Source organism: Cupriavidus pampae (assembly GCF_914271485.1).
In the GTDB taxonomy this organism is placed as follows: Bacteria; Pseudomonadota; Gammaproteobacteria; order Burkholderiales; family Burkholderiaceae; genus Cupriavidus; species Cupriavidus pampae.
This window is the reverse complement of the sequence record NZ_CAJZAG010000003.1, coordinates 439,024-453,784: the sequence shown is the minus strand read 5'-3', so window position 1 is coordinate 453,784 and position 14,761 is coordinate 439,024. Positions and strand designations below refer to the sequence as shown.

At 66.9% G+C, this 14,761-nt stretch carries 13 protein-coding genes; 3 read left to right on the top strand and 10 right to left on the bottom strand.

Going from position 1 to position 14,761, the window contains the following annotated elements:
- Positions 1-22 precede the first annotated feature (22 nt).
- The 10 genes from purH to LDO41_RS09665 form a co-directional block, all read right to left on the bottom strand.
- A complete protein-coding gene (purH, locus tag LDO41_RS09710; protein WP_223985674.1) occupies positions 23-1,597 on the bottom strand; it encodes a bifunctional phosphoribosylaminoimidazolecarboxamide formyltransferase/IMP cyclohydrolase in 1,575 nt (524 codons plus the stop codon).
- A gap of 21 nt (positions 1,598-1,618) precedes the next feature.
- Complete coding sequence (locus LDO41_RS09705) at positions 1,619-1,852, bottom strand: Fis family transcriptional regulator (protein ID WP_109582064.1); 234 nt, start codon at positions 1,850-1,852, stop codon at positions 1,619-1,621.
- The gene (dusB, locus tag LDO41_RS09700) at positions 1,849-2,943 is read right to left on the bottom strand and encodes a tRNA dihydrouridine synthase DusB (RefSeq protein ID WP_223985671.1); all 1,095 of its coding nucleotides are present in this window, start codon (positions 2,941-2,943) and stop codon (positions 1,849-1,851) included. The genes LDO41_RS09705 and dusB overlap by 4 nt, the downstream gene beginning before the upstream one ends.
- A gap of 259 nt (positions 2,944-3,202) precedes the next feature.
- Positions 3,203-4,519: a UbiH/UbiF/VisC/COQ6 family ubiquinone biosynthesis hydroxylase gene (locus LDO41_RS09695; RefSeq protein WP_223985668.1), complete on the bottom strand. Its 1,317-nt coding sequence runs from the start codon at positions 4,517-4,519 to the stop codon at positions 3,203-3,205.
- Positions 4,497-5,021 carry a hypothetical protein gene (locus LDO41_RS09690; protein WP_223985665.1) on the bottom strand — a complete coding sequence of 175 codons (525 nt, stop codon included), beginning with the start codon at positions 5,019-5,021 and terminating at the stop codon, positions 4,497-4,499. Before LDO41_RS09690 ends, LDO41_RS09695 begins: the two co-directional genes overlap by 23 nt.
- Positions 5,018-6,442: an aminopeptidase P N-terminal domain-containing protein gene (locus LDO41_RS09685; RefSeq protein ID WP_223985662.1), complete on the bottom strand. Its 1,425-nt coding sequence runs from the start codon at positions 6,440-6,442 to the stop codon at positions 5,018-5,020. Before LDO41_RS09685 ends, LDO41_RS09690 begins: the two co-directional genes overlap by 4 nt.
- A 173-nt stretch (positions 6,443-6,615) precedes the next feature.
- Positions 6,616-7,335 (bottom strand): N-acetylmuramate alpha-1-phosphate uridylyltransferase MurU, encoded by a 720-nt coding sequence (gene murU / locus LDO41_RS09680; RefSeq protein WP_223985644.1) that lies wholly within the window; start codon positions 7,333-7,335, stop codon positions 6,616-6,618.
- 11 nt (positions 7,336-7,346) lie between these two features.
- Entirely contained in the window at positions 7,347-7,670 is a 324-nt protein-coding gene (locus LDO41_RS09675; RefSeq protein WP_223985628.1) for an AzlD domain-containing protein, read from the bottom strand.
- Complete coding sequence (locus LDO41_RS09670) at positions 7,667-8,329, bottom strand: AzlC family ABC transporter permease (RefSeq protein WP_318036283.1); 663 nt, start codon at positions 8,327-8,329, stop codon at positions 7,667-7,669. The genes LDO41_RS09675 and LDO41_RS09670 overlap by 4 nt, the downstream gene beginning before the upstream one ends.
- A 116-nt stretch (positions 8,330-8,445) precedes the next feature.
- Positions 8,446-9,492, bottom strand: coding sequence for an aminoglycoside phosphotransferase family protein (locus tag LDO41_RS09665; protein ID WP_223985625.1), 1,047 nt, complete (start codon positions 9,490-9,492; stop codon positions 8,446-8,448).
- Between the two features lie 188 nt (positions 9,493-9,680).
- Between LDO41_RS09665 and LDO41_RS09660 the strand changes: the two genes are divergently transcribed.
- From LDO41_RS09660 to pdxA, 3 genes are read left to right on the top strand one after another with little or no spacing between them, the layout of a single operon-like run.
- Positions 9,681-12,167, top strand: coding sequence for an LPS-assembly protein LptD (locus LDO41_RS09660; RefSeq protein ID WP_223985622.1), 2,487 nt, complete (start codon positions 9,681-9,683; stop codon positions 12,165-12,167).
- Between the two features lie 9 nt (positions 12,168-12,176).
- Positions 12,177-13,676 carry a peptidylprolyl isomerase gene (locus LDO41_RS09655; RefSeq protein WP_223985619.1) on the top strand — a complete coding sequence of 500 codons (1,500 nt, stop codon included), beginning with the start codon at positions 12,177-12,179 and terminating at the stop codon, positions 13,674-13,676.
- 18 nt (positions 13,677-13,694) lie between these two features.
- Positions 13,695-14,759: a 4-hydroxythreonine-4-phosphate dehydrogenase PdxA gene (gene pdxA / locus LDO41_RS09650; RefSeq protein ID WP_223985616.1), complete on the top strand. Its 1,065-nt coding sequence runs from the start codon at positions 13,695-13,697 to the stop codon at positions 14,757-14,759.
- The last annotated feature ends 2 nt before the right edge of the window (positions 14,760-14,761 follow it).

The window sequence follows — 14,761 nt, the reverse complement described above, 5'->3', positions numbered from 1 at the left end:
GCTGCCCCCGCTCCCGGTGGGCTTAATGCCGGAAGTGTCGCGTGCCGGTCAACACCATGGCGATATTGCGTTCGTCGGCCGCGGCGATGACTTCATCGTCGCGCATCGAGCCGCCCGGCTGGATCACGCAGGTTGCGCCCGCGTCCACCACCACGTCGAGGCCGTCGCGGAACGGGAAGAACGCATCCGACGCCACTGCCGAACCCGCCAGCGTCAGACCGGCGTTCTGCGCCTTGATGCTCGCGATGCGCGCGGAATCCACACGGCTCATCTGGCCCGCGCCCACGCCCAGCGTCATGCCACCGCCGCAGAACACGATGGCGTTCGACTTCACGAACTTCGCCACGCGCCACGCGAACATCAGATCGTCCAGTTCCTTCGGCGTCGGCTGGCGGCGCGTCACCACGCGCAGTTCGGACTGCTGCACGTTGCGTGCATCCGGGCCCTGCACCAGCAGGCCGCCGCCCACGCGCTTGAGGTCATACTGATTGACACCCTTGCCGAGCGGAATCTCGAGCAGGCGCACGTTCTGCTTGGCCGCGAACACGTTGCGCGCCGCGGTGCTGAACGACGGGGCGATCAGCACTTCGACAAACTGCTTCGCCACGGCTTGCGCGGCCGCTTCGTCGAGCTCGACGTTGAACGCGATGATGCCGCCGAAGGCCGAGGTCGAGTCGGTCTTGAACGCCTTGTCGTAGGCCTCGAGCGCGTTGACACCCACCGCCACGCCACACGGGTTGGCGTGCTTGATGATCACGCACGCGGCGCCCGCGGCGGCGTCGAACGACTTCACGCATTCCCACGCGGCGTCCGCGTCGGCGATGTTGTTGTACGACAGTTCCTTGCCCTGCAGCTGCACGTAGTTGGCCAGCGCGCCATCCACGGCCTTCAGGTCGCGATAGAACGCCGCCGACTGGTGCGGGTTCTCGCCGTAACGCATTTCCTGCACCTTCTCGAAGGCGAGGTTCAGCGTCTGCGGATACGCGCTGCGCGTCTGGTGAGCCTTGTCGGCGCCAAGCGCGGTCAGGTAGTTGGTGATCGCGCCGTCGTATTGCGCGGTGTGCGCGAAGACCTTGGTGGCCAGGCGGAAGTTGGTGTCATAGCCCACCGCGTTGGCGTTCGCGCGCATCTCTTCGAGCACCGGCGCGTAGTCGGCCGGATCGACGATCACGGTCACGTCGCGATGGTTCTTGGCGGCCGAACGCAGCATGGTCGGGCCACCGATGTCGATGTTCTCGATCGCGTCGGGCAGCGTGCAGTCGTCCTTGGCCACGGTCTGCTGAAACGGATAGAGGTTGACCACGAGCAGGTCGATGGTCGGAATATCGTGCTTGGCCAGCGCGGCCATATGCTCGGGCAGGTCGCGGCGCGCGAGGATGCCGCCATGCACCTTCGGGTGCAGCGTCTTGACGCGGCCGTCGAGCATTTCGGGGAAGCCGGTGTAGTCGGCCACCTCGGTCACGGGCAGGCCGGCGTCGGCCAGCAGCTTGGCGGTGCCGCCGGTGGAAAGCAGCACCACGCCGAGCGCGTTCAGTTCGCGCGCGAAATCGACGATGCCGGTCTTGTCTGAAACGGAGAGGAGGGCTTGCTTGATCATGGCTTTGGGGGAGGCTTTAATTCAGAGTAAACCGTGCTGCTGCAGCTTCTTGCGCAGCGTGTTGCGATTGATGCCGAGATAGGCGGCCGCGAGCGACTGATTGCGCTCCGTGCGTGCCATCACGGCCTCGAGCAGTGGGCGCTCGACGGCTTCGAGCACCATGTTGTACATGTTCGACGGCTCTTCGCCGTCGAGATCGCGAAAGTAGGTATCCAGGCTGTCCCGGATGCATTGGTCGATGGCATTGCGGCTCATGCGGCAAGCAGTTCCCGTTTCTTGTTGTTGTCGGCGGCATCGGGGCCACCGTCGTTGTTGTTGCTGTCTGATTCGTTGCTGTCGGCACCATCGGCTTCGTACACCAGCCGATCGGAAATCGCGGCCTGCTCGTCGAAGAACGCATTGACCGCCTGCAGCTGCGCGTCGGTGGACTCGAGCGTGTTCATGCGGTGACGGAACAGATTCGCGCCCTTGAGGCCACGCGTGTACCAGGCGATGTGCTTGCGCGCGGTGCGCACGCCCGTGAATTCGCCATAGAACGCGTAGTGATCGGCCAGATGGTGATTCATGATCGCGCGGATCTCGGCCACTTCGGGCGATGGCAGCAGTTCGCCAGTCGCGAGGAAGTGTTCGATCTCGCGGAACAGCCATGGGCGGCCCTGCGCGGCGCGGCCAATCATGATGGCATCTGCACCGGTTACCGCCAGCACATGCCGGGCCTTCTCCGGCGACGTGATGTCGCCATTGGCGACCACCGGGATGCGCACCGACGCCTTGACCGCGGCAATCGTTTCGTACTCGGCGTCGCCGTGATACAGGTCCGCGCGCGTGCGGCCGTGCACCGTCAGCATGCTGATGCCTGCGCTCTCGGCGATATGTGCCACGCGCAACGCGTTGCGATGCTCGCGGTCCCAGCCCGTGCGGATCTTGAGCGTGACGGGCACGCGGTCACCCACCGCACCCACCACAGCCTCGACGATGCGCGCGACCAGCGGTTCGTTCTGCAGCAGCGCGGAACCCGCGGCCACGTTGCAGACCTTCTTCGCCGGGCAGCCCATATTGATGTCGATGATCTGCGCGCCACGATCGACGTTGTACCGCGCGGCCTCGGCCATCATGGCGGGTTCGGCCCCGGCAATCTGCACCGAGATCGGCTCGACCTCGCCGGCATGATTCGCGCGGCGCATGGTCTTCTCGCTCTTCCAGAGCTGCGCGTTGGACGCCACCATTTCGGACACCGCATAGCCCGCGCCGAGTTGCTTGCACAACTGGCGGAACGGCCGGTCGGTCACGCCAGCCATGGGCGCGACGAACAGGTTGTTACGGAGGCGATGTGGACCGATCTGCACGATGAGAGGGCGTAAAAAGCGATAAACGAGTGATAAGCGTGTGATAGACGAACGACAGCGATGAACGAACGTGTTTCGCGCCGGATCTTGCATGGGCAGGATCCAGCGAGCGTGTTGGGTTCAACCCGGTTCGTGTGCGAGGGCGGGATTTTACCGCCAAACGGCGGGAGGTGCTCAAGAATTGAGCAAATATCCTCGTTGCGGTCTCGCGGGCGGTAATAATCACCGCCCGGGACATTAGATCGTTGCGTTGGCGGGGCTACCGCCGTACGCCGTACATCATCTGACGCGCTACCGCATGCTTGAGCGGGGCGACGCACGACAGTGCCGCCAGCGCCGCACCACGGGCATGAGCGGCCAGCGGGCCGCCGACGCCGAACACGCGCGGGAGCAGGTCGGTGACGCCGATCGTAACGGCGCGATCCACGCGATGACGGGTCGCAAAGGCCTCCAGCGCCTGCGGCGTACAGCTTGCGCGCAACGAGTCGGCCAGCGCGAACGCATCGCGCAGGCCCAGGTTGAGCCCCTGGCCGGCGACCGGGTGCAGCGTTTGCGCCGCGTTGCCGACCGCCACCACACGGCCATCGACGGTCACCGGTGCGGCATTGAGGCCGAGCGGGAACGCATGGCGCTTGCCGTGCAGCGTGAAGGTGCCAAGCCGCGTGCCGAAGGCTTCGCCGAGCTCGCGGGCAAATTCGGTTTCGCTCAGCGCGAGCCGGCGCGTGGCCGTATCGGGCGCGCAGCACCACACCAGCGCATAGCCGGGCGTGCCGTGATCCTCGTGTGGCAGCAGTGCGAGCGGTCCTTCCTCGGTGAAACGTTCCCAGGCCCAGCCGGGCATCGGGCGTGAGGCCGTCACGTGTCCGATGATCGCGGTCTGGCCGTAGTCGCGGCGCCGGCCGGTGCCCTGGCCGCTGCTTTGGCCAATACGGGCATCGCCGTGGCCGCCGGTTCCGTGCTTTCGCATCTGCTGGTGGAACAGCCCGCCTTCGGCCTGCACCGCGAGACGCGCCTCGAATGCGACCGGCAGGCCATCGTGATCGGCGTGCGAGGTGCCGGTCAGGCGCACGGCCGCGCCATCGGCGCCATCTTTCTGTTCGGCAATCTCGTCGATACGGGTTTCGAACACGCGCACGAGCCGGCCCGGCGCGGCCTCCGCGGCGCGCGCGAGCGCGCGCTCGAGTGCCTGGCACAGGTCGCCATAGCGGACCACGTAGCCGAGCGCGGGCACGTCGTAGTCGTCGTGATGCAGCTTGACGTGACCGAAGCGGCCGCGCTGCGAGATATGGATATGCTCGATGGTCTGCATCGGCACGGGCCACGCGCCGATCTGCTCGAGCAACTGGCGGCTGCCGTGCGAGAGCGCGATCGCGCGGGGATCGCGTGCCGCGCGCGCGGGCGTGGCCGCGTCGATCAGCGTCAACCGCCACGCCGTCGTACGCAGCAGCCGGGCCGCTAGCGTCAGGCCGACGGGGCCGCAGCCGACAATGGCGATGTCGCGCGGCGTCTGCTCCGCGTCTGGCGCGCCTGGTGTGTGCGCCGAGTCTGCGGTATCAGGAGTGGCTGGCAGGGTCATGGCTATCTCCCGCTTCTTGCGCTTTCTCCGCTGGGGCGGGGGGCACATCGCCACGCTTCCAGAGATTGGCGTCCGTGCGCGCGCGGCCCGCTTCGGCGTCGCGCAGCGCGTTGTCGAGTTTCTGTTCGCTGAAGCCCGGCAGCGTGCGCAGATGAGCGAGCAGTGCGGCGTGGTTGGCCGCATCGAGCGGTACCACGCAGCCCTGCTTGCTGTCGCCGTCGCCGACCAGAATCAGCCATGCGGTACCGGCCCACGGCGCGCGATTCGAGACCCGCACGATCACGCGTTCCAGCACATCCCACGCCAGTTCCTCGCGCTGGCCATCGGGCCGGTGCACGACCACGCGGTCGTCATAGAGGTTGATCACGAACGGCTCGCCGGCGTCGACACGGCGGGGCGTGGCGGCGCTGGCCGCACGGCTGGTGCCGCTGAGGTTGCCGCTGCTGTTGCCGTTCCTGTTGGTGTCGCTCGAAGGTATCAGTTTGCGTAGCCAGCCGATCATCGTGTATCTCCCACATGTTGTACGCCATCCCGCGCGCCAGCACGCATGATCGCTTCGATTTCATCCGCGTCGACAGGCACGCCGCGCGTCAATAGTTCACAGGCGCCATCGGTCACCACGGCGTCGTCCTCGATCCGGATGCCGATATGCCAATAGCGCTCGGGCACATCCTCGGCGGGCCGCACGTAGATGCCTGGTTCGACAGTCACCACCATGCCCGGTTCCAGCGGGCGCCATGGTCGTTCGCCGGGCGCGCCGTCGGGACCTGGCGTGGTGGACGCGCCTGGCACGCGGTACTCGCCCACGTCGTGCACGTCCATGCCGAGCCAGTGGCCGGTGCGGTGCATGTAGAAGCGGCGATAGCTGCCGCTGGCCAGCACGTCGTCGAGCGTGCCTTCCTTGTTGCGGTCGAGCAGGCCGGTATCGAGCATGCCCTGCGCGAGCACGCGCACAGCGGCGTCGTGCGGCACGTTGTAGGGCACGCCGGCGCGCGTTTCCGCGATCGCGGCATTCTGCGCGGCCAGCACGAGGTCATAGAGCTCGCGCTGCGCGGGCGTGAAACGGCCCGACACCGGGAACGTGCGCGTGATATCGGATGCGTAGCCGTCAAGCTCGCAGCCCGCGTCGATCAGGCACAGGTCGCCGTCGCGCAGTACGGTGGGGCCCGCGCGATAGTGCAGCACGCAGGCGTTGGCGCCGGTCGCGACGATCGAATTGTAGGCGACGCTCTGCGCGCCATGACGGCGGAACTCGTAGAGCAGTTCCGCTTCCAGGTGATATTCGCGCAGCCCTTCGCGCGAGGTCTGCATCGCGCGCACATGGGCCTGCGCGGAGATCTCGCTGGCGCGGCGCATGACCGCGATCTCGCTCGCATCCTTGAACAGGCGCATCTCGTCGAGCCAGGTCCGCACGTCGAGCGCGACCGATGGCGACGACACGCCCGCGCGGCCCTGCGCGCGCACGCCATCGAGCCAGCGCCGCACCTGCATGTCGGTACGCGTGGAGGCCGCGAGCGGATAGGCGATCTGGGCGCGATTGGCCAGCAGCGGTGGCAGCTTCGCATCGATTTCCTCGACCGAATGCGCTTCGTCGAAGCCGAATGTCGCGCGCGCGCCCTCGGGGCCGAAACGGAAACCGTCCCAGATCTCGCGCTCTTCGTGTTTCGGGCGGCAGAACAGGATGCTGCGGCCGCTGCCATCGGCGTCGGCCACCAGCACGAGCACCGCTTCGGGCTCGGTGAAACCGGTCAGATAATAGAAATAGCTGTCGTGGCGGTACGGATAGTCGCTGTCGCGGTTGCGCATGGCCTCGGGGGCCGTGGGCACGATGGCAACGCCACCGCCGCCTGCGCGCAGTTGTTGCAGCACGCGCTCGCGGCGGCCGCGGCAGGCGTCGAGAAGGGCGGAATCGGGAGCGGACATGGGCGGTCGGCGCTGTGGGCGCGCTGTAATCGAATCCTCCGGATTCTAACGCCGTCGGGCACGCGATGCGCGCATCGCACGGCGTCACAGGGTGGATTGGGGCCGGTTTCCGCTCAGGCGGGGACCCGCGCGGGCGGTATTTCCGCAGTGGTCAGGTGTCGTGCGGCGGCGCTTCAGGCGCGCAATGCGTCGTCGAGTGCGGCCAGTTGCGCGGGCGTGCCGACGTTCTCCCAGCGGCCGTCGAAGCGCTCGCCGGTGGCGGTGCCTGCCGCGATCGCGGCGCGATAGTACGGCGTCATCGCCACCTTCTGCCCCACTTCGATCTGGCGAAACAGGCGCGTGTCGTACAGGCCGATGTTGCCGAACGTGAGCGCCTGCGCGTCATTGGCCGCGACAGCTTCACCCGGAAGTCGCAGTTGACCGTCCGACGCCAGCACGAAGTCGCCGCGCGGATGGAACGGTGGGTTTGGCACCATGACCAGATGCATGCGCGGTTGCGCGGCACGGTTCATGTCCTGCGCGCGAGGCAATAGCGCGCGGTAGTCGTAGTCGCAGAAGATATCGCCAGACACGGCAAGGAACACACCATCCTGTCCCGCCTCCACGAGCAACGGCAGTGCGCGCGCAATGCCGCCGGCCGTCTCGAGCGCCACGCCTTCGGCCGAGTACGCGAGCCGCACGCCGTAGCGCGCACCGTCGCCGAGCGCGGCCTCGATCTGCGCGCCGAGCCAGGCGTGGTTGATCACGATCTCCGTCACGCCGGCGCGCGCAAGCGCTTCGATCTGCCAGACGATCAGCGCCTTGCCGCCCACTGGGAGCAGGGGCTTGGGGCAGGTATCGGTCAGCGGCCGCATACGGTCTCCGCGGCCGGCGGCGAAAATCATGGCTTTCATCATTGAATCCGTTATTGCAGCATTTGCAGCCCGATCAGCGCCGCCATGCCGATCACGATGGTCCAGCCGACGCTGCGCGTGCGCGCGGCCACGAACACGGCCACGATGCCCGCGAGCAGCCGCGAGTTATGCGGGCTCAGATACAGCGCGCCATCTTGCATCAACAGGTCTGGCGCGATCAGCGCGGACAACATCGCGGCCGGCACGAACTGCAGCGCGCCGCGGAACCACGCGGGCAACCGCACGCGGCCCTCGACCGCGATAAAGGACAGCCGGATCAGGAAGGTGGCCACGCCCGCCGCCACGAACACCGCAAGCAACGTGGCGGGGCTCATGCGGTGGTCTCCGGCCGCGCATGGCGCGCGCGCTGCAGCAGGATCATGCCCGCCGCGATGCCGCCCAGTGCGGCCACCATGATGCCGAGCTTGTGCGGCATGCCGTAGCACGCCACCGCGAGCCCGCTGGCCACGAGCGCCGCCGCCAGTTGCGCGCGGTGCTTCAGGTTCGGCACGATGATCGCGATAAACGTCAGCGGCAGGAAGAAATCGAGCGGCCAGTCGCGTGGCACCTGCGCGCCCACCAGCACGCCGGCCAGCGTCGACAGTTGCCAGCAGGTCCACAGCGAAATGCCCGCGCCGAAGAAGAACCAGTGACGATGGCGCAGCCGCTCGCCGGTATCGGTCAGGCGGCGCGTCATCGCCGCGAAGGCCTCATCGGTGAGGAGGTACGCGATCAGCGCCTTCCAGCGTCGCGGCAGATGCGCGAGCGCCGGTGCCATCGTCGCGGAATAGAGCGCATGGCGCAGGTTCACCATCGCCACGGTGAAGACTACGATCAGTGCGGGCGTGCCGGCCGACCACAACTGCGTGAGGATCATCTGCGAAGCGCCGCCGAACACGGTGGCGCTCATCGCGCAAGCCAGCCACGCGGGCATGCCCGCGTTCACTGCCAGTACTCCGTAGATCAGGCCGAACGGCGCCACGCCGAGCAACATCGGCAGCAGCGCGCGCACGCCAGCCCACCATTCGGCGGCTGGCGTGGTGGCGATGGCGGTGCCGCCGTCGTCATTGGCGGCGACCTGAGGGTCTGGGCGCGAAGAGGGCACGACGCTCAGAACGTGAAGCCCGTCGGGCGGTTCGTGCCCTCGAGCGCGTCCAGCAGCCGCATCAGCTTGCGCAGTTCCGTATAACGGCCCGCCACGCTGCGCGTGTACTTGAGTACCAGCGGCAGGTTGGCGAGGTAGCCATCCTTGCCATCGCGATGGTAGAGCCGCGCGAAGATGCCGAGCACCTTCAGATGACGCTGCAGGCCCATCCATTCGTAGTCGCGGTAGAACTCGCCGAAATCGGCATTGACCGCCAATCCGGCCGCGCGGGCGCGTTCCCAGTAGCGGATCAGCCAGTCGAGCTGCTGTTCCTCTTCCCACTCGATATAGGCGTCGCGCCAGAGCGACACCGCGTCGTAGGTGATCGGGCCGATCACGGCGTCCTGGAAGTCCAGAATGCCCGGATTGGCGCCATCGGGCATCACCATCAGGTTGCGCGAGTGATAGTCGCGATGCACGTACACCTGCGCCTGGGCGAGGTTGTTGGCCAGAATCGCGTCCATGACCTCGCGCAGATCCGACTGTTGCGCGTCGGTCAGCGTCACGCCGAGGTGGCGTGCCACGTACCACTCGGGAAACAGGTCGAGTTCGCGCTGCAGCAGCGCGCGGTCGTAAACTGGCAACTCGCCGGGCCGCGTGGCGGCCTGGATCCTGACCAGCGCGGCCGCGGCATCGCCATACAGGCCGCGCGCGGTGGTTTCGTCGAGCTTCGACAGATAGGTCTGGTTGCCGAGGTCGGCCAGCAGCAGGAACCCCTGTTCGAGGTCCTGCGCCAGCACGGTCGGCACGGTCACGCCCGCATCGCCGAACAGCTTGGCCACGTGGATGAACGGCCGGCAGTCCTCGTGCGTGGGCGGCGCGTCCATGACGATCGCGGTCGGGTGGTTCGGGTGGACCGTGCGCACGCGGAAATAGCGCCGGAAGCTGGCGTCAGCTGACGCGGGCGCGCAGGAATCGGGGTCGATCTGCCAGGCGGCGCCGAGTCCGGCTACCCAGGTTTTCAGTTGGGTGAGGCGCGGATCGTGGCCCGGCTCGTGAGAAAGTGCTGCCATGCCGGAAAGGGTGAATAGGTTGGCCCGTATAATACCCGACCAAACCCGGGTGCCGGGTGGCCTCGGGGGAGGGGCCACCTTTGCCCGGCAGCCCGATCCGGCAAGGGTTGGCGGGCATTGTGTCCGCCTCTCCGGGCTTCCGGCGGATCGCAGTGCTGCTCGCCGCCGGGTGAACGACCACCGCTCGCATGACCGAACAACGACGATCACCGAACCAGACGGCCACTCGAACGCGCCCGCGCCTAGCCGGCGAGCCAAGGCTGATGCGTAAAGCCCTGCCCGCCAGCGCGTTGCGCCCGCTCGTCCTGGCCATGGCCGGACTGTCGGTGAACGTGCATGCCCAATATGGCACTGCCTCGACGATTCCCGACGTGCTGCCGGTGGAAACCGTGACGCAGACCCCGGAGCCGCCGCCACCGCCGACGCAGGCCGGTGAACTGGTGCCGCGCCTGTCGGAGCCGGCGGCGAGTACGACTGCGCCAAAGTCGAACAGTCTCTCGCTCACGCCGCAGGCCAAGGTGCCGCCCAACCCGAACGCGCCGTCGTTCGTCTCGGGCGATCGCATGACCGGCTACAACGAGAAGGGCGTCACGCTCGAGGGCAATGCCGAGTTGCGCCGCGATGGCTCTGTGGTCAAGGGCGACACGCTGACTTACGATCAGGACACCGACGAGGCCCACGTACAGGGCAATGCGCGCCTGTCGAAGAACGGCACGGTGGCCGTGGGGCCCGAGGCCAAGATGCGCATCGAGGCCAACGAGGGCTACATGCTCTCGCCGGACTATTACTTCCAGCAGACCGGTGGCGGTGGCACGGCCGAGCGGATCGACTTTCTCGATCCCGATCGCAGCACGATCAAGCACGCTACCTACACGACGTGCTCACCCGACAACGCGGACTGGTATTTCAGCGCGAACAAGATCGATATCGACAACGACCGCGAGGTGGGCACCGCGTATGGCGGCGTGCTGCGCTTTTTCGGCGTGCCGATCGCGGCGGCGCCCGCATTCACGTTCCCGCTCAACGAGGAGCGGCGCAGCGGTTTCCTGCCACCGGTATTCGGTTTTAGCTCGCGTTCGGGTCTCGACCTGACCGCGCCGTACTATTTCAACCTCGCGCCTAACCGGGATCTGACGTTGTACCCGCGTATCCTTTCGTCGCGCGGCGTACAGTTGGGCGGAGACTTTCGATATCTGGGCGACGGCTACAGCGGCCGCATCCGTGCCGACTTCCTGCCGGATGACAAGAAGGCCGACCGCAATCGCTGGGCGTACTCGATCCAGCATAGTCAGCGCCTGGCACCGGGGCTGACGGCCTATGCCAACGTCAGCAAGGTCTCGGACGACCAGTATCCGGATGATCTGACGCGCACGATTGCGCAGTCGACCCTGCGCCAGTACACGCAGGAAGGCGGGGTCGTCTACAACTGGCAAGACTTCACGGTGCTCGCGCGGGTGCAGAAGTTTCAGACGCTGTCACCGAGCGAGCCGTCCTACGAGCGTGAACCGCAGATCAATGCGCGCTATACCAAGTACAACCTTGGCGGCTTCGACATTCAGGTCGAAGGCGACTACTCGCGCTTCAAGATTCCGCTGACGACCACCAGGTTTCAGCAGCCTGAGGGCGATCGCCTCTACCTGCAGCCGTCGATCAGCTATCCGATCGTGCGCGCCGGCTGGTACGCGACGCCAAAGGTGTTGTTCAACGCGGCGCAGTACAACATGGACGCGGGCACGAACACCGTGGGCGCGCCCAATACGTTGAACCGCACGGTGCCGACCTTCAGCTTCGATTCGGGCATGGCGTTCGACCGCGAGGCGCCGACCATGAGCCGCATCTTCGGCACCAAGTTCACGCAGACGCTGGAACCGCGCCTGTTCTATGTCTACACGCCGTTCCGCGACCAGAGTCAGTTCCCGCTGTTCGATACGGCCCAGTCGGACTTTGGCTATGGACAGATCTTTACCGAGAACTCGTTCACCGGTTACGACCGGATCGCCGACAATAACAAGCTGACGGCCGGCGTGACCACGCGCCTGATCGAATCGGAAACCGGGATCGAGCGCTTCCGCGGCACGATCGCGCAGCGCTTCGACTTCACCGGCCAGCGCGTGCAGTTGACGGGCACCTCGACCGACACCAAGCCCAGCTACTCGGACCTGCTCGCGGCGACGACGATCCAGCTGTTCCGGGGCTACTATATCGACGCTGGCATCCAGTACAGCCCGGAAGACGATCGCGTAAACTATTCCAACGTGGCGTTTTCGTGGCGCCCGGAGTCGCGCAAGGTGATCAACCTGGGCTATCGCTACCGCCGCCCGACGTCGATAACGGACAACACCGCGATCGACCAGATCGAGTTGTCGAGCCAATGGCCGCTGACGCGTCGCACCTACGGCATTGGCCGGGTGGCGTTCGACAAGGCGGCGAATCAGCTCGTCGATGCCCTTGCGGGTATCGAGTACGCTGCGGATTGCTGGGTGGGCCGGGTGGTCTACCAGCGTTTCCGCAATACCTCGGATGGCTACACCGGACGGTTCTTCCTGCAGGTGGAGTTCCGTGGGCTGTCGAAGATCGGCTCCAATCCGCTGGATATCCTGCGCCTGAACGTGCCGGGCTACGAGCCCGTTACCTCGAGGCCGGTGCCGACATCCCAGTACGATCACTATGAATGACGGACCAAGATGAAACGTCGAGTTTTTTCCGTGTTTTCCCTGTTCAATGCCAGTCAGCGCATCGTCTGGCAGCGTGTGCTGCTCTCCGCGGTGATGGGGTCGCTGGCGCTGCCGGCTGCCGCACAATTGCGCGCACCGGGTTCGTCGTCACGCGCGACGGGCATCTTCCTGCCGCAGTCAGGTCAGGAGACGGCCGCGCCGCCGAGCCAGCCGCAAATGGGCATTCCGCAGCCGCAGTCGGGCGCCCGGCGCTCGCAGCTCGTGGACGAAGTGGTTGCCATCGTCAACAACAGCGTGATCACGCGCCGTGAACTGCTCGACCGCGCCGACGAGATCGAAAGCCAGCTGCGTGCCTCCCAGCGTGAAGTGCCGCCGCGCGCCGACCTGCTCGGCGAGGTGCTCGAGCGTCTGGTGATGGATCGCGTGCAGACGCAGGCCGCGCAGGACGCCGGCATTCGCGTGACGGACCAGGAAGTGGATCGCGCCATCGAGTCGGTGGCGCAGCAGAACCGCATGAGCGCCACCGACCTGCGCAGCCGCGTGGAAGCGAGCGGCATGACCTGGACCAAGTACCGCGACGAACTGCGCAAGCAGGTCCAGGTGATTCGCCTGCGCGAACGTGAGGTCGACTCGAAGGTGCAGGTCTACGATGGCGAGATCGACAACTACCTTGCCGCGCGCAGCGGCCAGCCGACGGCCGGCAGCGGTCCGGTAGAGTTCAACGTCGCGCAGATCCTCGTGCGCGTGCCCGAGGACGCGTCGGAAGCGCAGAAGGCCGAGCTGAAGAAGAAGGCCGAAGCCTTGCTCAAGCAGGCGACGGATGGCGCCGACTTTGCCGAACTCGCCAAGGCCAATTCGGAAGCGCCCGAGGCCGCCCAGGGCGGCTCGCTCGGTTTCCGCGAGATCGGCCGGCTGCCCGCGCTGTTCGCCAATGCGGTGGTGGACCTCCAGCCCGGCACGATGGCGCCGCAGGTGGTGGAGAGCGCCAATGGCTTCCACGTAATCAAGCTGACCGCCAAGCGCACCGCGCCAAGCGCGTCGTCGCCGCAGGCCGCCGACAAGATCCAGCAGACGCAGGTGCGCCATATCCTGATCCGTACCGGCCCGAACATGCCGCAGGCCGAGGCCTCGCGCCAGCTGCAAGGCCTGCGCGACCGCCTGACGCATGGCAGCGACTTCGCCGACGTGGCCAAGCGCTATTCGCAGGATGGATCGGCCGCGAACGGTGGCGATCTCGGCTGGGTGTCGCCCGGCGAGCTCGTGCCCGAGTTCGAGCAGGCGATGAACCGCCTGCGTCCCGGCGAGATTTCCGAGCCGGTGGTCACGCAGTTCGGTGTGCACCTGATCCAGGTGATAAACCGTCGCGAGACCGAGGTATCGCCCGAGAAACAGCGCGACTTCGCACGCGCCGAGGTGCGCGAGCAGAAGCTGCGCACGGCGTACGACGACTGGGCGCGCCAGCTGCGCAGCGCGGCCTACGTCGAGTACCGGATCAACCGCCAGCGCTGACGCGCGGCCCTCGCCGACATGCCTGAACCTCTTGCGCTAGCCATCTCCACCGGCGAACCCGCCGGCATCGGCCCCGACATCACGATCCGCGCACTGCTGCAGATCGCGGGGCCGCATGTGGGTGACAAGGGGGACATGCACGGCGCCATGCGCTTCCACGTGCTGGGCGATGCGCGCATGCTCTCCGCGCGCGCCGAGGCACTGGGCGTGGGCAAGGCCTGGGCGCGCCGGCTTGCCGACGGCGATGTGGTGGTGGAAGACATCGCGCTGGGCGTGGGCTGCGTGCCGGGACAGCTCGACGCGCGCAACGGCCGCTATGTGCTGTCGCTGCTCGACGCCGCCATCGATGGCCTGCTGCCCGCAGGCGCGGCCACACGATTCGCGGCGATGGTCACCGCTCCCGTGCAGAAAAGCACGATCAACGATGCGGGCGTGCCCTTCACGGGCCACACCGAGTATCTGGCCGAACGCGCCGGCGTGCCGCGCGTGGTGATGATGCTAGCGGGCCCGCAGCCCGCGCACGACAATGCGATGCTGCGCGTGGCGCTGGCGACTACGCATCTGCCGCTGCGCGCGGTGCCGGATGCGCTGTCGGTGCCGCTGCTGATGGAGACGCTGACGATCATCGACGCCGACCTGCGACGCCGCTTCGGCATCGCCCGTCCGCGCATCCTCGTCACCGGGCTGAACCCGCATGCGGGCGAGAGTGGACATATGGGCCGCGAGGAAATCGACATCATCGCGCCGGCGCTTGCACTGGCGCAGGACGCGGGCATCGACGCGCGCGGACCGTACCCGGCCGACACGCTGTTCCAGCCGCGTCATCTGGCCGGCGCGGACTGCGTGCTGGCGATGTATCACGACCAGGGGCTCGCGCCCCTCAAATACGGCACGTTCGGGCATGGCATCAATGTCACGCTCGGTCTGCCATTCATTCGTACTTCGGTGGATCACGGCACCGCACTGGACCTGGCCGGCAGCGGCCGCGCCGAACACGGCAGCATGATCGAGGCGATCCGCTGCGCCGTGGCGATGACGGGTCATGCGAATGGCCACCACACGAACGGGCGACCGCCACACTGACG